Genomic DNA, 18,641 nt, shown 5'->3' on the forward strand with positions numbered 1-18,641 from the left:
ACATAAATAAAAATTAAATGTAAATTATTAATTAAGACAAAGTTTGGTTTAATTTTTCTAGTACTACAATTAAAAAAATATTTTATAAAGGAAATCAAAATGAGTGCCTGTGTCACTAATTATACTAAGAAAAGATATATAGCTTATATCATTTCCATAGTTATTTTCATTGCTTTACCTTTTATCAAAATCAATGGAAATCATTTCTTTTTATTAAGTTTTGATCATAAAAAACTTAATTTATTTTTTATAGCTTTTGACACCCAAGAGCTTTATTTAATGCCATTTCTTATTATGGGTATGTTTTTAACTATACTTTTTGTTACTACCCTAGCAGGAAGAATTTGGTGTGCATGGAGTTGTCCTCAAACCATTGCTAGGGTTATTTATAGAGATTTATTGCAAACAAAAATCTTTAAAATACATAAAAGCACTGCAAATAAACAAAAACAAGTAGATGGATTTTTTATCAAAAAAGCTTTAAGCATTGTGATTTTTTATCTTTTTTCTTTATTAATGATGAGTGCTTTTTTATGGTATTTTGTACCACCTGAAGATTTTTTTATATATATTCAAAATCCTGCTGATCATTTATTACTTTTGGGAATTTTATTTTGTACTTCTTTAGCCTTTACTTTTGATATAGTATATTTGGGCGAAAAATTTTGTGTTTATGTATGTCCTTATGCAAGAATTCAATCTGTAATGTTTGATAATAATACCGTTCAAGTCATTTATGATGATAAAAGAGGTGGAATAATTTATGATGGACATACTAAACTTTACCAAAAACCACCACAAGGTGAATGTATAGGATGTGAAGCCTGTGTAAAAATTTGTCCTACACATATAGATATACGCCAAGGAATGCAACTTGAGTGTATTAATTGTCTTGAATGTGCCGATGCTTGCTCAAAAATTCAAGCTAAATTTGATCGCCCTAGTTTGATTAATTGGACTAGTGCAAAAGCTATTGAAACAAGAGAGAAGGTAAAATATTTTAGATTTAGAACTATCGGATATTTAGTAGTTTTATGTGGTGTTTTTGCAGCCTTGGTTCTAATGGGAAGCAAAAAAGAAAATATGCTTTTAAATATTAATCGCTCTAGTGAGCTTTATCAAATTAGAAAAGCACATGATGGAGAATTAATTATTAGCAATGCTTATGTATTTTTATTCCAAAACACTGATAATAAAGCTCATGAATATTATTTTGATGTGAAATTACAAGGCATTGATGATGGTTTAGAAATCATTAGACCAAAAAAACCTTTTAAATTAAAAGCTGGAGAAAAAGATAAACAAATAGTTGTACTAAAAGCTACCAAAAAACTAGCTGATAATGATAGAAAAGATACCGTAATACCTTTAACTATTAAAGCATATGCGCTTGATGATGAAAATATCATAATCACAAGAGAAAGTAATTTTGTCTATCCTAAAAACTCAATTATAGAGCACAAAAAACACCAATGATAAAAAAACTTTCTTCGAAATCTCAAGCAAGGCTTGAAAAAATCAAACAAATTGCTGCGGAGTCGTTTTTAGAAAACGGCTATGAAGCAACTAATCTTAAAGATATTATCAAGCAAGCTGGTGGTTCGTTTTCTTGTGTATATGAGCATTTTAAAAGTAAAGAAGGTTTATTTGAAGCGGTTTTAAATGATTTTGCAGAAAATCATTTTCTAGCTATTTTGAAAAAAAATATGCAACTTTCACCCAATGCTAATTTAGAAGAATTTTTATATCAATTTGCTAAAGCTTATTTGGGAATTTTTAATGACGCTAAAACCATAGCTATAGTAAGACTTTTATATTCTGAAATTTATAATGAAAAATTTGATTTTGGGAAATGGTTTAAAGGAAGTAATAGAAAAGAAGTAGAATACGTACTTCAAAAAAGACTTGAAGAAGAAAATAATGAAAATTTAGCCAAAAATGCTGAATTTTTAAGCTATACATTTTGTGCTATGCTCAGGGGAACATTTTTTATACAAAGTACTTTTGAAAACAAGGTTTTAATGAGTAAAAAAGAGCAACAAAATCATGCAAAAAAAGTTGTTAAGCTTTTTACTCAAGGAATTGTTAATTTTAATTAACCAAAGATTGATAGAATAATAATCATATCAATTTTGTAATATAAATTACTTTTTTAGCTAAATAAATAATTTAAGGAAACCAATGAAAACAAAACTTTTAACTCTAGCTTGTGCTTCGCTTATATTTGTAGCATGCTCAGATAATAAAAACACACAAGTTAAACAACTCCCTCCTCAACCTGTAAGTATTATGACTATGCAAAGTGCTAATTTGCCTTTAGAATTTACTTATCCTGCAAGATTAAGCACCGAATTAGATGTGGTGATCAAGCCTAAAGTAAGTGGTGAAATCAAAGCAAAATATTTCAAAAGTGGCCAAGCTGTTAAAAAAGGCGATAGGCTTTTTCTTATAGAGCCTGATAAATACCAAGCAAGTGTAAATATGGCTTATGGAGATGCTTTAGTCGCAAGAGCAAATTTTGATGATGCTGAAAAAAATTTCAGAAGAGATCAAATTCTAATAGAAAAAAATGCTATTTCACAAAAAGAATTTGATGCAAGTTTGGCTAAATTTAATTCTACTAAGGCTAATTTAGAAAGCGCTAGAGCAAAGCTTGCTAATGCAAGATTAGACTTAAAATACACCGTGGTAAGTGCTCCATTTGATGGGGTTTTAGGAGACGCACTAATGGATGTGGGTGATTATGTAAATGCTTCATCAACTGAGCTTGTACGCATTACAAACATTAATCCAATCTTTGCAGACTTTTATATTTCCGATGTAGATAAAATCAATATGAATAAAAACATTCAAAGTGGCAACTGGCAATTAGAAAATATCCAAGTACAAGCTAATGTTGGCGGTGAGCTTTTCAATGGAAAATTATATTTTATAGATAGTGTTATAGACACTCGTAGTGGTGGTGTAAAAGCAAAAGCTATTTTTGACAATAATAACTCAAACTTAATGCCTGGTTCTTTTGCAAATGTTCATGTTGGTGGTTTTGTCCAAAAAGATGGTTTTGAAATTCCTCAAGCTGCACTTTTACAAGATGATAGTGCTACTTATGTTTATACTTTAGTAGATGGAAAAGTAGCTAAAACTATTGTTAATATTATCTATCAAACTTCAGATAAAGCAATCATTGATAAGGGCTTAAAAAATGGCGATAAAGTGATTTTAAATAACTTCAAAAAAATCCGACCTGGTGTAAGCGTTAGCGTAATGGAGAATAAATAATGTTTTCTAAATTTTTTATAGAAAGACCTGTATTTGCTTCTGTTGTAGCTATTATCATTTCTTTAGCAGGAATTATAGGACTTTATTCTTTACCTGTGGAGCAGTATCCTTCTCTAACTCCACCTGTTGTAAAAGTAAGTGCAAATTACTCAGGTGCTGATGCTCAAACAGTGGCTCAAACAGTGGCTATTCCTCTTGAAGATGCAATCAATGGGGTTGAAAATATGATTTATATGGATTCAACTTCAAGCTCTTCAGGTGATATGAGTTTAAGTGTGTATTTTAACATAGGTACAGATCCTGACCAAGCAACAGTTGATGTTAATAATAGAATTTCAGCCGCCATGGCGAAACTACCTGAAGATGTTAAAAAAACTGGTGTTAGCGTAAGAAAAACTGGTTCAAGCATTTTAGAGGTTGCTACTTTATATTCTCCTGATGGTTCTATGGATTCACTTGAAGTATATAATTATGCTGCATTGAATATCTTAGATGATCTTGCTAGGGTTCCTGGTGTGGGTAATGCTGTGGCTATTGGCTCAAGAAATTATTCTATGAGAATTTGGCTCAATCCTGATTTATTAAACAAATACCAAGTTACTGCGACAGATGTTATTGCTGCAATCAATGAGCAAAATGCACAATATGCTACTGGAAAAATAGGTCAAGAACCGGTTATAGAAAAATCTCCTTATGTATATTCAGTAATTATGCAAGGAAGGTTAAAAAATACCAAAGAATTTGAAGAAATTATCATAAGAGCAAATAGTGATGGTTCTTTTTTAAGACTTAAAGATGTAGCCGAAATTTCTTTAGGATCAAGAGAATACACATTTAATGGTAGATTAAATGGAAACGATGCAACCCCTATTTTGATTTTCTTACAAACAGGAGCTAATGCCGTAAACACAGCTGAATTAGTACAGAAAAAATTTGAAGAACTTTCTAAAAATTTTCCAGATGGTTTGGCTTATAAAGTTCCCTATGACACAACTATATTTATTAAAGCCTCCATCAAAGAAGTGGTAAAAACCTTTTTTGAAGCATTAATTCTAGTTGTAATTGTGATGTATTTGTTCTTAAAAAATTTCCGTTCCACAGTCATACCAATAATTGCAGTGCCTGTTTCTATTTTAGGAACTTTTGCAGGATTATATGTTTTAGGTTTTAGTATTAACTTGCTGACACTTTTTGCCTTGGTGTTAGCTATTGGTATTGTTGTTGATGATGCAATTATAGTGGTAGAAAATATTGATAGGATCATGCATGAAGATCCAAATATAAGCATAAAAGAAGCAGCTATTAAAGCTATGAATGAAGTTGCAGCACCTGTTATTTCTATCGTTCTTGTGCTTTGTGCAGTTTTTATACCTGTTTCATTTATATCTGGTTTTGTGGGAGAAATTCAAAAACAATTTGCTATTACTCTTGCTATATCTGTTATTATATCTGGTTTTGTAGCTCTAACACTCACTCCATCTTTATGTGCAATTTTTTTAAAAAGGAATGAGAATGAACCGTTTTATTTAGTAAAAAAATTCAATGATATTTTTGATTGGTCAACTAAAATTTTTGGCAATGGGGTTGCTTATATTCTTAAAAGAACTATACGTTTTTTAATCATTTATTGTATCTTTTTAGTGGGCTTATATGGTCTTTTTAAACTCGTACCTAATTCATTAGTACCATCTGAAGATCAAGGCAATTTTTTAACTGTTGTGAATTTACCAGCAGCTTCTTCGCTCAATAGAACAACTCAAGCAATGGATAAAATGAGTGAAGAGCTCAAAAAAAATGAAAATATCACTGATATTGTAGGTCTTATAGGATATGATTTATTTACAGGATCTTTAAAAGAAAACTCTGGTGCTATGTTTGTAAATTTAAAAAACTGGAATGACAGAGCTACAAGTAGCTTTGATTTAACAGGGATGTACAACAAACAATACTTTTTAAATCCAAATTTTCAAACTTTCTTTGTTAATCCACCACCAATTCAAGGCTTAAGTTTAACCGGTGGTTTTGAAATGTATGCACAAAATCGTGGTGGTAAAAGTTATGATGAAATACAAGCAGATGTAAATAAATTAGTTGAAGCAGCTAACAAACGCCCTGAACTTAATAATGTTAGAACAACACTTGATACTAATTTCCCACAATTAAAATTAGAAATTGATCGTGATAAAGTAAAACTTTATGGTTTAAATTTAGCTGATGTATTTAGTACGCTAAATGCCACCATAGGAACTTATTATGTAAATGATTTTTCTATGCTTGGGAAAAATTATCGTGTAAATATTAGTGCAATTGGAGATTTTAGAAATACTCAAAATGCCTTAAAAAATATCTTTGTTAGAGCAAAAGATGGTTCTATGATAGCCCTAGATAGCGTTTTAACACTTCATAGAGGGGTTGGACCTGATGATGTAAAACGCTTTAATATGTTCCCATCAGCACTAGTGCAAGGCGATCCTGCTCCTGGTTATACTTCAGGACAAGCAATCAATGCTATTGCGCAAGTTGCTAAAGAAACTTTGGGAGAGGATTATTCTATCGCCTGGGCAGGTTCAGCTTATCAAGAAGTTGCAAGTAGTGGCGCGGGTCAAGTTGCTTTTGTACTAGGACTTTTATTTGTATTTTTAATCCTAGCAGCACAGTATGAAAGATGGCTCATGCCTTTAGCAGTAATCACTGCTGTACCTTTTGCGGTATTTGGTTCTTTACTTCTTGTATGGCTTAGAGGCTTAGAAAATGATATATATTTTCAAACAGGGCTTTTACTTTTAATAGGTCTTTCAGCTAAAAACGCCATTTTGATTGTTGAGTTTGCTATGGAAGAGCATCTTAAAAAAGGAAAGAGTATTTTTGAAGCTTCTATTAGTGCAGCAAAACTAAGATTTAGACCTATTGTAATGACTTCATTAGCATTTATTTGTGGTATTTTACCTTTATACTTTGCTTATGGAGCAGGAAGTGCAAGTCGTCATGCAATAGGTACAGGTGTTATAGGGGGTATGATAGCAGCTTCTACTATAGCCATTTTCTTTGTGCCTTTATTTTTCTATTTACTAGAAAGTTTTAATAAATGGCTTGATAAAAAAAGAGGTAAAATTGATGCGTAAGTTAATAATTTTTGCAAGTTGTTTTTTAATAACAGCTTGCAGTTTAAAACCAAATTTAGAAATCAAAGATGTAAATTACACTAAAAGTTTAGATCAAAACATTAGCATTCATAAACAATGGTGGAAAGCTTTTGATGATAATTATTTAAACACCTTAATCGATCAAGCTTTAAAAAACAATAACGACTTGCAAATTGCATATATGAATTTACAAAAAGCTTATGAAACTTTAGGTATAGCAAGAAGCGATTTACTTCCTAAGCTTGATGGAAGTGCTAGCGGTGCAAGAGGAAAAACTAGCATTAATGCTCCAAGCAACAAAAGTAATGAATTTGTCTATGGTAATGATTTTAACATGGGTTTAAATTTAAGCTATGAAGTAGACTTATGGGGTAAATACCGAGATACTTATGGTGCTTCAAAAGCAAAATTACAAGCTAGTGAGTTTGACTATGAAAGTGCGAGATTAAGCTTAATTTCTAATGTAGTAAAAACTTATTTTAATCTAGCAAGTTTAAGCGAGCAAGTAAAAATTTTAGAAGAAACAACTCAAAGTTATCAAAAAACTTATGGGTTAAAATTAGAACATTTTAAACTCGGAGTAATTAGCGAGTATGAACTTAACAAATTTAAAGCTGAGCTTGAAAATTCAAGAGTTTTACTCACAAATGCTAAAATTCAAAAAGAAGCTAATACCAAAGCTTTAAAAATCTTAACTTCAAATGATATTGATGATATACTTTATAATAGCATAGAGTATAAAAAAATAGGACAATACGAGCTTAGCATACCTGAGGGCATCGGTAGTGAAATTTTACTTCAAAGACCTGATATACAAGCTAGTTTAAAAATTTTAGAAGAAAAAAACTATCTTGTTGGAGTAGCTAGAACTGCATTTTTACCAAACCTTTCTTTAACAGGACTTTTGGGTTTTCAAAGTAACGATTTAGATCTTTTAGTCAAACATGGAAGCAATACTTGGAATGTAGCTGGAAATTTCGCAATGCCAATTTTTCATTGGGGTGAGATTATGAATAATGTTAATATCGCAAAACTTACCAAAGATGAAGCTTTTTTACAATACGAAAATACCTTAAAAACAGCCTTTGGAGAAATAAGACTTGCTTTATTTAACCGCCAAAGCTATTATGAAAATGAGCAAAATTATAAAAATTTATTTCTAGCTCAAAGTAAAATTTATGAAATTTCTACCTTAAGATATGAAAATGGCGTGATTAACTTGGCTGATTTTTTGCAAGATCAAAGAAATTACTTAAATGCTAAACTTTCTTATACTAACTCATCTTATGAGCTTGCAAATTCCATTGTAGATGTTATGAAAGCTTTTGGCGGAGGATTTAACGCTAAAGAAGAATCAAAAGAAAACATCAAAGCTATGGAAGAAAACTTAAAGGAAAACTTTTATAACAACTGAGTCTTTAAGACTTAGTTGTTAATGCATTTGAATTTGGATTCTTTGATTAAAATTATTATTTCCTCTATCTTTTGGGCTATTATGCTCAAAACGATAACGCATACCACCTGAAACATTAACATCTTGGAAAATTTCATCTAAAGGCGCAGAATTTGACACGCTTATAAATCCTAATAAAAATACAAAAAATGCTATAAAAATCTTTTTCATTATAAAGCCTTTGTAAAAATATGATACAATTATAGTCTTTTTAAATAACTACAAAATGAAAATTTAGGAAAAATATGAATTTTTTACAAAACCTAGCTCTTTCTTACTCACATAAAGCTATGCAAAAATCTTTAGAAAATGGTTTTGATGTGAAACTTTTAAAAGAAGGACAAGAAAAAAAAGTTAATCCAAAAAAATCTTATATGCTTTATGCTCACATACCATTTTGTCATACTTTTTGCCCATATTGTAGTTTTCATAAGTATTATTACAATGAAGATTTAGCAAAAAGATATTTTGAAAGCTTAAGAGAAGAAATCAAACAAATCAAAGATAAAGGATTTGATTTTACTTCTATGTATGTGGGTGGTGGTACTACTTTGATCAACGAAGAAGAACTTGCTAAAACTTTAGAACTTTGCAAAAAATTATTCAACATCAAAGAAATTTCTTGCGAAACCGATCCAAACCATATTGACCCAAAAAAATTAGAAATATTTAAAGGACTTATAGATCGTTTAAGTTGTGGTATACAAAGTTTTGATGATGATACTTTAAAAAAAGTAGCAAGATATCATAAATTTGGTTCAAGTAAAGAACTTCAAGAAAAGCTCTCTAAAGCCATAGGCGTGCTTCCTATTATGAGTCTTGATTTGATTTTTAATTTTCCTTCTCAAACTAAAGAGCAATTACTCAATGATTTAGAAACAGCCAAGAGTTTAAAACCTCAACAAATCACAACTTATCCTTTGATGAAATCCAATTTAACCAAAGATAATATCGCAAAAACTTTAGGAGTAAGTTTTAAAGATAATGAATTTGAGTTTTATAAAATCATTGTAGATTTTTTCAAAGATTATGAAAGAAATAACGCATGGTCATTTTCTTTAGAAAAAAGTAGCTTTAATGATGAGTATGTAAGTAGCCATCATGAGTATTTAGGCGTGGGAAGTGGGGCTTTTAGCTTTTTAGACGGAGAACTTTTAATCAATGCTTTTAATTTAAATGATTATTCTAAACTCATCAAAGAAAAACAAAATGCAAATATTGCCAAAGCTAATTTTAGTAAAAAAGAAATCATCAAATATGTCTTTTTAACCGAAATGTTTACTGGTAAAATCGAGATTGATAAATTTAACAAAACTTTAGATTGTAATTTAGAAAAAGATCTTTTCATCGAACTTTTAGGCCTTAAACTAAGTAAAGCTATAAAAAAAGAGAACAATACCTTATATACAAGTGAATTTGGACGTTATTTGTTTATGGTGTTAATGAAAGATTTTTACACAGGCATGGATTTAGTGCGTGCTGTATTTAGAGATGATAAACGCTTACAAGATAAAGAACGCATTAATATCATGCAAGAAAATGTTGATCCACTTGATTTTAAAAGCATGGAATTTAAAGGATAAAAAGCCTAAAAAAAGGCTTTTTATTAAAATGGTCTTACTACCATCATAATAGCAATGATTATAAATAATATCGTTGGAATTTCATTATAGGCTCTAAAGAATTTCCCACTCTTTTTGCAAGTATCATTTTGAAGTTGTCTATAATAATAATAATTTTGCAAATGATAAATGATTAAAAGTAAAGCACAGGTTAATTTAGCATGCATATATCCACCTACCATTAACACATCTTTATTAGCTATCATCATTAAACTTCCAGTGATTGCAGTAGCTATCATCGCAGGAGTTTGTATATAAAAATACAATTTTCTTTCTTGAATTTTCACCACTTCCACAAAGCCTTTATTGTCTTTATGTTCTGTATGATAGACAAAAAGTCTTGGTAAATAAAACATTCCAGCCATCCACGAAACAAAAGCTAAATAATGCACCATTTTAATCCATAAATACCATTCATTCAAAAAATCTAACATTTTTCTCCTTTTTTATTAAAAATTTCTTTTATTAAAATCAAAGCTACACTAATGTTAATCATCACATCAGCAAAATTAAACACAGCAAATTCAAACCACTTATGCCAAAATACAAAATCTACTACACCTATATGCACAAAGCGATCAAGTAAATTTGAACACCCAGCAGATAGCATAATGGCAAAAGCAATCAAATGGGTTTTAAAAAACTCTTTTTGATAAAGCAAATACCCAAACAAAGCCAAAATAAAAACAAGCTGTATGTATTTTAAATACTCTCCTAAAAATGCAAACATTGAAAAGGCTACACCGGTATTATAGGTTAAAACCAAATCAAAAAATTCACCCTTATACTCAAGCCCTTGTAAAAACAAATACTTGCTTGCTTGATCTAGTATAAAAACTAAAGCAAAAACAAGCCAAAATTTTAAAGACAGGATTTTAAGCATTCAACGCTTTCATAAAAAAGCTCTCAACAGCTTTCATTTCTTTTTCTAAAAGCTTAATGTCTTTTGCTTCAAGCAATAAGCGTATTAAATTTTCTGTGCCTGAATATCTAAACAAACTAGCAATTCCTTTTTTTTCTAAATCTTTTTTCAACTCTTCTAAGCCTGCAAGCTTGCTTAAGTCTTTTTTCTCTGAAATTTTAAGATTGTGTAAAAGTTGCGGGTAAGGCTTAACTTGATTTAAAATTTCACTTGCACTTTTTGCCTCACTTAGCATTAAAGCACTAAATTGCAAAGCAGCTACCAAACCATCTCCAGTTTTTGCATAGTCACTAAAAATAATATGCCCACTTTGCTCACCACCAAAATTTCCACCACATTCTTTGAGTTTTTCAAGAACATATTTATCGCCTACATTGCAAGTTTCATGTGTGATTTTATGTTTGCTTAAAAACTCTTTTAAAGCACCATTGCTCATTATAGTGCTAACCACGCTTGATTTTAGCTTGCCTTGTTTTTTCAAAAATAAAGCTAAAACACCCAAAAGACTATCTCCATGAGCTACTTCACCTTTTTCATCCACAACAACCAAACGATCTGCATCCCCATCAAAAGCAAAGCCCACATCTGCTCTAAATTTCTTTACTTCTAAAGCTAAATTTAAAGGATGCAATGCTCCACAATTTTCATTGATATTTAAACCATTTGGCTTATCATTGATCACAATCACATCTGCACCAAGTTCTTTAAAAACCGTAGGTGCTACCTTATAAGAAGCTCCATGAGCCACATCTAAAACAACACGCAAAGATTTTAAAGTCAGCTCTTTTGGGAATGAGTTTTTAATAGAAACTATATATCTTCCTATAACATCATCAATTCTTTTTGCTTGACCAATTTGTGATTTTGTTGTTCTTGCTTCTTCTATGAGTTTATCATTAAAATAAATTTCTTCTATTTTTGCTTCTGCTTGTTCATCAAGTTTATTGCCGTGTGCATCAAAAAATTTAATGCCATTGTCATAGTAAGGATTATGCGAAGCTGATATCATAATCCCTGCATCACAACGCATATCTTCAGTTAAAAACGCGATAGCAGGTGTTGGCATAGGACCTATTTCTATAACATTATAACCTATAGAAGTAAGTCCTGAAACGATAGCATTTTCTATCATATAACCGCTTCTTCTTGTATCTTTTCCCACTAAGATATTGTTTGTAAGGGCTTTGTCTTTAAAATAAATTCCAGCAGCCATAGCCAAACGCATAGCTAAAAACGAATCCAAAAACTCCCCTGCTTTACCGCGTACTCCATCTGTTCCAAAAAGTTTCATTTTTTTACCTTTGATTTTAAATAGTGCAATTATAAGAAAAAAAGTTAAGTAATGTATAAATGTGAGAATTTTATAAGCATTAGTTAGTAATAAAAATATATAATTTTTAAAATTTCACTTAAGGAAAATGAATGAAAAAAATCATCGCAGGGGTTGTAGTAGTAGTTTTGCTAGCTATAGGGTTTTTTGTCTCAGCTTCTTACATTAACTCTATCAATGGAAAAATATTTGCTCAAATGAGTCAAGATACAGCATATTACAGCGTTGAAGATGCTAACTATACTAAAGGACTTTTAAATTCCAAAGGAAGTTTTATAGCTACACTTAACGACTTGCCTTATAGTTTTAAAGTGAATGTGGATTTTTCTAATAATTTTTTTGCAAGTAATAATGCTATCGTTTCTATTTTAAATGAAAATGAAGACTTAAAAGGTATTTTCCCAAATGAAGAAATCTTTAAAATCTTAGTTAGTACAAAAGGTGGAGACATTAACATCAACGCAACAATAAATGATATTAATTTCACCCGCAATGATACAAATTTAGTTTTAAACAATACATCTTTTAAGATTACAGGTTCTGAAGAATTTGTAAAAAATATGGAGCTTAATCTAGGTTATGTTTTATTAGATCAATTATCTCATGAAGAAAAACTAGAAGCAAAAAATATCAAAATTTCTGAATTTCCTTTAGAAAAACTTAGTTTTAACAATATCTTTAATCCTAGTAGAAATAGTGAGCAAAATATAAGCATTGATAGTGCTAATTTTATAAGTTCTATTGCTTTTGACTTTGATAAATTAAAAATTTTTGCAAAAACAGCTCAAAATGCTCAAAATGATTATGATAGTGTTTTAAAACTAGATTTAGCTAAATTTAATCTTGTAAATAAAAACTTTATGTTAAACAACATTAACTTAGATATGAATTTTAATAATCTTTCCAAAAAAGCTTATGATAGTTTAGTACAAAATTCAAACACTGATATTTTTTCTATGATGCTTTTAGCAAGTCAGTTTTTAAAAGCAAACCCACAAATCATCTTAAATAATCTAAGCTTTGAAAAAGAAGGTAAAAAATTTGACGCAAATGGACAAACTATTTTCACTGAAAATAATATAAAATCACAATTGCATGCAAACACTGAAATTCTTCCTAGTCAAATTTGGCCTGATTTTGCAAATTTTGATACTTATTTTGTAGATAATAACGGATCTTATATGCTTGATTTTATCTATGATGATTCTAATAAAAGTGATATTACAACTATTATTAATGGTGAAAAACTTGCCATAGATCCACAATGACAAATTTAAGCTTAACTTTTCGTCCTAAAACTTTAGATGAGGTTTTAGGACAAGAGAATTTAGTAGAAATTTTTAAAAAATTCATACAAATTTCAAAGCTCCCTCATAGTATATTTTTTGGCCCAGCAGGTTGCGGGAAGACTTCTTTTGCAAGAGCAATAGCGTATGAGTATAAACTAGACTTTTATGAGTTTGATGGAGGCAATTTCAAACTTGAAGAGCTTAGAAAAATACTAAATAATTACGAAAATTCTTTATATAAACCTTTGATATTTATTGATGAGGTACATAGGCTTTCAAAAACCCAACAAGAAATGCTTTTAATCCCTTTGGAAAATCAAAAATGCCTTTTCATAGGTGCAAGCACTGAAAACCCCTACTTTACTTTAACTTCAGGCATAAGAAGCAGAAGTATGCTTTTTGAATTTAAAGGCTTAGAGTATAAAGACTTAGAAAAACTTACTATAAAAGTGCAAGAAAAACTCCAATGTAAAATCGATGATGATGCTAAAGACTTTTTGATCACTTCTAGTGCAAATGATGCAAGAAGCTTTTTAAATTTATGTGAGTTTGCTTTGGCTTTAGATAGCACTCATATCACGCTTGAAACTTTGAAAAAATTAAGAGCAAATGTTTTAAGCGATGGCACTTCAAGTAAAGATACACACTATAGACTAGCTAGTTCTATGATAAAAAGCTTAAGAGGAAGTGATATAGATGCGAGTTTGTATTATCTTGCGAGGTTGATTGATGGGGGCGAAAGTGCAGATTTCATCGCTAGAAGATTAGTGATATTTGCAAGTGAAGATATCTCAAATGCAAACCCACAAGCACTTAATCTAGCCACAAGCACACTCATAGCAGTAAAAAACATAGGCTATCCTGAAGCTAGGATCATCTTAGCTCAATGTGTGGTATTTTTAGCAAGTTCGCCTAAGTCAAACTCAAGCTACCTTGCTATAAATGAAGCATTAAATTATGTGCAAAACAATCCTGCGTTAAAAATACTCCCTTATCTTGATAATAACAACCCTCAAAGAAAAAACTACCTTTATCCGCACGATTTTGGTGGCTGGGTGAAGCAAAGATACCTAGAAAAAGACTTGAAATTTTATCATAGCAAAGGTATAGGTTTTGAAGCACAGCTAGATTTATGGCTAAATGATATGAAAAAAGTCAAAAAGTGATTTTAAGCACAATGTAAAAATATTTTTATATAATTTTCATTTTTTGGTTCCGTAGCTCAGTTGGTAGAGCACCACCTTGACATGGTGGTGGTCGTTGGTTCAAGTCCAATCGGAGCCACCATTTTTTATTTCTTTCGATTTCTTTAATTTCCAAAAAATGCTTTTAAAATGCTATATATAAACAAACTAAATGATCTTTGATTTCAATTAATTTCTTTTGTGTTATAATTATTTTCAATTAATTAAGGTCATTATTAAGGTTCTTAAAACCTAATAGAGCTCTTTAAAGGAAAATAATGGCAAACATAGCAAAACAAAGCTTACAAGATAAAGATATTAGAAATTTAAAACCTAGTGATAAACGATACAAAAAAGCTGTAGTAATATAAAATCATAATTTTATTTTAAATTTTACAATATCAATCATAAAATTATATAAGGAATAATTATGGCTACTAATGAATTAAAATCACTAAAAAATATATTTGATGGAAAATATTTAAGAATACCAGATTATCAAAGAGGTTACGCTTGGGAATATAATCAATTAAAAGATTTTTGGGAAGACTTGGAAAATTTAGAAAATGACAAAACTCATTATATGGGAGTTTTAACACTAGAAAAAGTTACACAAGAAAAAAAGGAAGAAAAGATTGAATATTGGAAAATAGATTATGGAGCATATAAATCAGATAATGTATTTTATGTTGTAGATGGACAGCAAAGAATAACAACAAGCATTATTTTGATTTCAGTAATTTTAAATAATATAAAAGAAACACAACAAACAAAAGATAAAACTCTATGGTTTACTGATGAAGAATATAATGATTTATATAAAAAATATATTGCAAAATCAAATCAAAATGGTGAATATTTATATTATTTTGGATATACAGCAGATAACCCAAGTTATGAGTTTTTAAAAACAAAAATTTTTGAAAATAAAAGCATATCAAATACTAATAATGAAACGTTATACACAGCTAATCTAGAAAATGCAAAAAAATTTTTTAAAGAAAAAATAAATAATTTTACATTAAAACAAAAAGAAAATCTCTTTAAAAAAGTAACTGAACAGCTTTTATTTAATGTATATGAAATATCTAATGATTTAGACGTATTCATTGCTTTTGAAACCATGAACAATAGAGGTAAAAAATTATCTAATTTAGAATTATTAAAAAATAGACTAATTTATTTATCTACAAAATTTGAAGATGAAGATAAATTTTCTTTAAGAAGAAAAATTAATGAATGCTGGAAAAAAATATATGAATACCTAGGAAAAAATAAATTACAGCCTTTAAATGATGATGTTTTTCTTAAAAATCACTGGATTATGTATTTTAAATACAGTAGAGAAAAAGGAAATGATTATATTGTATCGTTATTAGAAGAAATATTTGTTTGTAAAAGGATACTAGGAAAAAATATAGATAATCCTTTAACTATTAAAGAAATAAATGATTATATTTTAAGTCTTAGTACAAGTATTGAACATTGGTATTATCTTTTTAATCCTGAGCAATCTAATTACACTGAAGAAGTAAAAACATTACTTGATAAATTAAATAGACTAGGTTATAGATCTTTTGCACCACTTTTAATGGCTGTATTTAGTAAAAATAATACATTCAATAATGATGAAATTTGTGATTTACTTAAAATGATAGAAAAATTTATTTTTTTAATTTTTGAAATTTCAAAAAGACGATCAAATACTGGTGATAGTACTTTTTATAACTATGCAAACCAATACTATCACAATGATAAATCAAATATTTCTATTAAAGATATTATAGGAATATATGATTTAAAAAATGATGAATATTCTGGAATTAATTGGTGGCTTGTTTCATATGTTGATATTGAACAATTTTATATTTATTTAAAAGACAAATTTAAAAATAAAGATGGTTATTATAGTTGGACTGGTTTATCATATTTCTTATTTGAATATGAATTATCGCTTCAACATAAAAGTAAAAATAATACAATTAAAATCAATTGGAAAGAATATATAAATTCAAAAAAAGATTATAATAGCATTGAGCATATTTTACCTCAAACACCTACAGATGAGTATTGGATAAATAAGCTAAAACAAGTTAATTCAGATAATTATAAATATATAATTAATTCTTTAGGAAATTTAATTCCATTATCAAAAGCTAAAAATTCCAAATTAAATAACAAAAATTTCTATATCAAAAAAAATGGAGAAGATGGAGAATTTATCGGTTATAAAAACGGTTCTTATTCTGAGCAAGAAATAAATGAAAAAGAAGAATGGGGAATTGAAGAAATAAATGAAAGAACAAATAAATTAATTGAATTTTTAATAAATCATTGGGAAATAGATAAATATTGTTTAATAAATAATATAAACAATAAATTAAATTTTATAAAAACCATCAAATAACACTCATATCAAGGAATATTTCCTTGATATATTTTTACATATATTTTAATAAATTCGTAAATTCTTGAATTTCTTTTTCTTGATCTAAGATGATTTTTTTCGCTATATCAGTGATAGTTTTGTCTTTAGAATAAAATAAAATTTGTTTTGAAGCATCTACCGCACCTTGATGATGTGCTATCATCGCTTCTAAAAAGTCTTTATTGATATTTTTACTTTCTTTAACCGAACTCATTAAAATCATCATTTTTTGCATGAGTTCTTTTTCTTCTTGAATGAATTTTTTATAAGTTTCTTCATTAATTTGAGTTTTTGTATAAAGATTTTTATCTAAAATTTCTTGAAATTCTTGGATTTCTTTTTCTTGAGCTTTGATGATATTTTGAGCGATTTTTTTCATCTCTTCATTTTTTGTATATTTTAATAAAAGCTTAGATGAATCAATAGCACCTTGATGATGTGGGATCATATTAGCTAAAAAATCTCTTTCTATATCATTGCTTTGTACTAAAGGATTTTTCATCATAGGTTCATGCATACTCATCATAATTTGCGATGAAATACTTCCAGAAGCTCCGTGATGAGCATGGTGAGAATTTGCAGCAAATAAAGCACTTGCTAAAACTAAACTTGAAACTATAGTTTTTATCTTCATTTTTTTCCTTAAACTTTTAATTTAAAATCAAAAATATATAAAAATATCACAAACTAAAATTAACAAAAAAAATTCAATTTTTTTTTGTTATAATTTATATAAAAATATCACAAGGATGGAAAATGCTTAAAGAACTACTTGAAATAAAAAAAGAAATGGAACCTATAATTCATGATTGTTCAGTAAAAATTCAAGTAGCCGCAAGAGAAGTAATCGTAAGAAAAAGAGAATATGAAATTTATGGACCTATGATAGATAGAGTATATCTTGATAATGCCATTTATATTAAAATTTTTGGTAGTGGGCGTGATACAAAAAGCACTAAAGTAGATATTAAAAACGGCCTTTATATGGTGTATGTAGCTCCTGATAAACCAACTAATCAAGAAATCATGAATAAACTAAAAATCGCATTTGAAAGTATAGATAATAAATTCATTTCAAGAATTTTAGAACTCAATAGAAGAATGAAAGAAGTGATTAATAAAACTCAAGCAACTTTAGCAAAAGCATCTAATATGAATGTTTTAATAGAAACTAATCTAGGCGAAGCAAGTGCTGCGCATAAGTTTGTAATTACTATCAAATACCTAAAAGATAATCAAAAATTAGAATTAAAAAATTCAAAATCTGCAGGTAGCTTTAGAGATACTAAAAATCACATCAACCTAGTAGTAGAAAAAAGCACTGATTCAGCTGTATGTGAAAAACTTTTACATGATGTTGAAATTTATTTTATAGGAAATGGAAAGTAAAATTACTTTTTCACTCTCAAATTTGCTAAATGCGTCAAAGCCACCGCAATAGCATCTGTGATATCAAGTGGCTTAATATCTTTTGAAATTCCAAGCAATCTTTTTACCATAAAAGCTACTTGCTCTTTAGTAGCTTTTGCTTTACCTGTTACGGTTTTTTTCACTTGCAAAGGCGTATATTCTGCAAATTCTCCATGAGTTTGTAAGATTTTTAAACTCAAAGCTCCACGAAATTGTGCTAGTTTTAGAACTGTTTTTGGATTATAAGCAAAAAATATATCTTCTATAGCTACCTCATCAAATTGATGATTTTTAAAGATTAGATCAAGTCCTTCGCATAATTCTGTGATTTGATACTGCAAATCATTGGGTTTGATTTTGATAAGCCCTGCTTCTATAAGTTGATTTTTATTATTAATCCTTTCTACAATAGCATATCCACAATACCTAGAACCAGGATCTATCCCTAAAACTTTCAAACTTTTCACCTTTTTATTCACATAGATGTGAAATTTAAATTTTTATGTGAATAATTTTAACCATTTTTTATAAAAAATAAGCTAGAATTTTAAGTTTTACATCATAAATTTATAAGAAAAATA

16 protein-coding genes and 1 tRNA gene are annotated in these 18,641 nt (G+C 28.8%); 11 read left to right on the top strand and 6 right to left on the bottom strand.

What is annotated here, in order from left to right:
* Positions 1–99 precede the first annotated feature (99 nt).
* The 5 genes from ccoG (at position 100) to CLCT_RS07595 (ending at position 7,836) form a co-directional block, all read left to right on the top strand.
* Positions 100–1,476 carry a cytochrome c oxidase accessory protein CcoG gene (gene ccoG, locus CLCT_RS07575; protein ID WP_149062755.1) on the top strand — a complete coding sequence of 459 codons (1,377 nt, stop codon included), beginning with the start codon at positions 100–102 and terminating at the stop codon, positions 1,474–1,476.
* Complete coding sequence (locus CLCT_RS07580) at positions 1,473–2,099, top strand: TetR/AcrR family transcriptional regulator (protein ID WP_039668978.1); 627 nt, start codon at positions 1,473–1,475, stop codon at positions 2,097–2,099. Before ccoG ends, CLCT_RS07580 begins: the two co-directional genes overlap by 4 nt.
* 82 nt (positions 2,100–2,181) lie before the next feature.
* Positions 2,182–3,279 (top strand): efflux RND transporter periplasmic adaptor subunit, encoded by a 1,098-nt coding sequence (locus tag CLCT_RS07585; protein ID WP_149062756.1) that lies wholly within the window; start codon positions 2,182–2,184, stop codon positions 3,277–3,279.
* Positions 3,279–6,401 (top strand): efflux RND transporter permease subunit, encoded by a 3,123-nt coding sequence (locus CLCT_RS07590; RefSeq protein ID WP_149062757.1) that lies wholly within the window; start codon positions 3,279–3,281, stop codon positions 6,399–6,401. Before CLCT_RS07585 ends, CLCT_RS07590 begins: the two co-directional genes overlap by 1 nt.
* Entirely contained in the window at positions 6,394–7,836 is a 1,443-nt protein-coding gene (locus CLCT_RS07595; RefSeq protein ID WP_149062758.1) for an efflux transporter outer membrane subunit, read from the top strand. The genes CLCT_RS07590 and CLCT_RS07595 overlap by 8 nt, the downstream gene beginning before the upstream one ends.
* Before the next feature lie 18 nt (positions 7,837–7,854).
* Here CLCT_RS07595 and CLCT_RS07600 read toward each other — a convergent pair whose 3' ends face one another.
* Positions 7,855–8,046 (bottom strand): mini-MOMP protein, encoded by a 192-nt coding sequence (locus CLCT_RS07600; protein WP_039668982.1) that lies wholly within the window; start codon positions 8,044–8,046, stop codon positions 7,855–7,857.
* Positions 8,047–8,120: 74 nt separating this feature from the next.
* Between CLCT_RS07600 and CLCT_RS07605 the strand changes: the two genes are divergently transcribed.
* Positions 8,121–9,458: a coproporphyrinogen III oxidase family protein gene (locus tag CLCT_RS07605; RefSeq protein ID WP_149062759.1), complete on the top strand. Its 1,338-nt coding sequence runs from the start codon at positions 8,121–8,123 to the stop codon at positions 9,456–9,458.
* 23 nt (positions 9,459–9,481) lie between these two features.
* Here the strand turns inward: CLCT_RS07605 and hemJ are convergent, their stop codons facing one another.
* Genes hemJ through glmM form a run of 3 tightly spaced genes read right to left on the bottom strand, consistent with a single transcriptional unit; the run spans position 9,482 to position 11,710 of the window.
* Positions 9,482–9,931 carry a protoporphyrinogen oxidase HemJ gene (hemJ, locus tag CLCT_RS07610; protein ID WP_039668984.1) on the bottom strand — a complete coding sequence of 150 codons (450 nt, stop codon included), beginning with the start codon at positions 9,929–9,931 and terminating at the stop codon, positions 9,482–9,484.
* A complete protein-coding gene (lspA, locus tag CLCT_RS07615) occupies positions 9,925–10,380 on the bottom strand; it encodes a signal peptidase II (RefSeq protein WP_149062760.1) in 456 nt (151 codons plus the stop codon). The genes hemJ and lspA overlap by 7 nt, the downstream gene beginning before the upstream one ends.
* The gene (gene glmM / locus CLCT_RS07620; protein WP_039668986.1) at positions 10,373–11,710 is read right to left on the bottom strand and encodes a phosphoglucosamine mutase; all 1,338 of its coding nucleotides are present in this window, start codon (positions 11,708–11,710) and stop codon (positions 10,373–10,375) included. The genes lspA and glmM overlap by 8 nt, the downstream gene beginning before the upstream one ends.
* A gap of 131 nt (positions 11,711–11,841) precedes the next feature.
* On the opposite strand from glmM, the gene CLCT_RS07625 reads away from it, so the two are divergent.
* The 4 genes from CLCT_RS07625 (at position 11,842) to CLCT_RS07640 (ending at position 16,629) form a co-directional block, all read left to right on the top strand.
* Entirely contained in the window at positions 11,842–13,017 is a 1,176-nt protein-coding gene (locus CLCT_RS07625; RefSeq protein ID WP_149062761.1) for a YdgA family protein, read from the top strand.
* Positions 13,014–14,204, top strand: coding sequence for a replication-associated recombination protein A (locus CLCT_RS07630; protein WP_149062762.1), 1,191 nt, complete (start codon positions 13,014–13,016; stop codon positions 14,202–14,204). The genes CLCT_RS07625 and CLCT_RS07630 overlap by 4 nt, the downstream gene beginning before the upstream one ends.
* 45 nt (positions 14,205–14,249) lie before the next feature.
* Positions 14,250–14,325 (top strand) — tRNA-Val (locus CLCT_RS07635).
* A 327-nt stretch (positions 14,326–14,652) separates the two neighbouring features.
* Positions 14,653–16,629, top strand: coding sequence for a DUF262 domain-containing protein (locus CLCT_RS07640; RefSeq protein ID WP_149062763.1), 1,977 nt, complete (start codon positions 14,653–14,655; stop codon positions 16,627–16,629).
* A 34-nt stretch (positions 16,630–16,663) separates the two neighbouring features.
* Here CLCT_RS07640 and CLCT_RS07645 read toward each other — a convergent pair whose 3' ends face one another.
* Positions 16,664–17,284 carry a DUF305 domain-containing protein gene (locus CLCT_RS07645; protein WP_039668995.1) on the bottom strand — a complete coding sequence of 207 codons (621 nt, stop codon included), beginning with the start codon at positions 17,282–17,284 and terminating at the stop codon, positions 16,664–16,666.
* Between the two features lie 122 nt (positions 17,285–17,406).
* On the opposite strand from CLCT_RS07645, the gene CLCT_RS07650 reads away from it, so the two are divergent.
* The gene (locus CLCT_RS07650; RefSeq protein ID WP_039668996.1) at positions 17,407–18,039 is read left to right on the top strand and encodes a hypothetical protein; all 633 of its coding nucleotides are present in this window, start codon (positions 17,407–17,409) and stop codon (positions 18,037–18,039) included.
* A gap of 2 nt (positions 18,040–18,041) precedes the next feature.
* Here the strand turns inward: CLCT_RS07650 and ruvC are convergent, their stop codons facing one another.
* On the bottom strand, positions 18,042–18,518 hold the full coding sequence (gene ruvC, locus CLCT_RS07655) for a crossover junction endodeoxyribonuclease RuvC (RefSeq protein ID WP_039619511.1): 477 nt from the start codon (positions 18,516–18,518) through the stop codon (positions 18,042–18,044).
* Positions 18,519–18,641 lie beyond the last annotated feature (123 nt).

It is taken from the genome of Campylobacter lari subsp. concheus, from assembly GCF_008245025.1.
Classification (GTDB): domain Bacteria; phylum Campylobacterota; class Campylobacteria; order Campylobacterales; family Campylobacteraceae; genus Campylobacter_D; species Campylobacter_D concheus.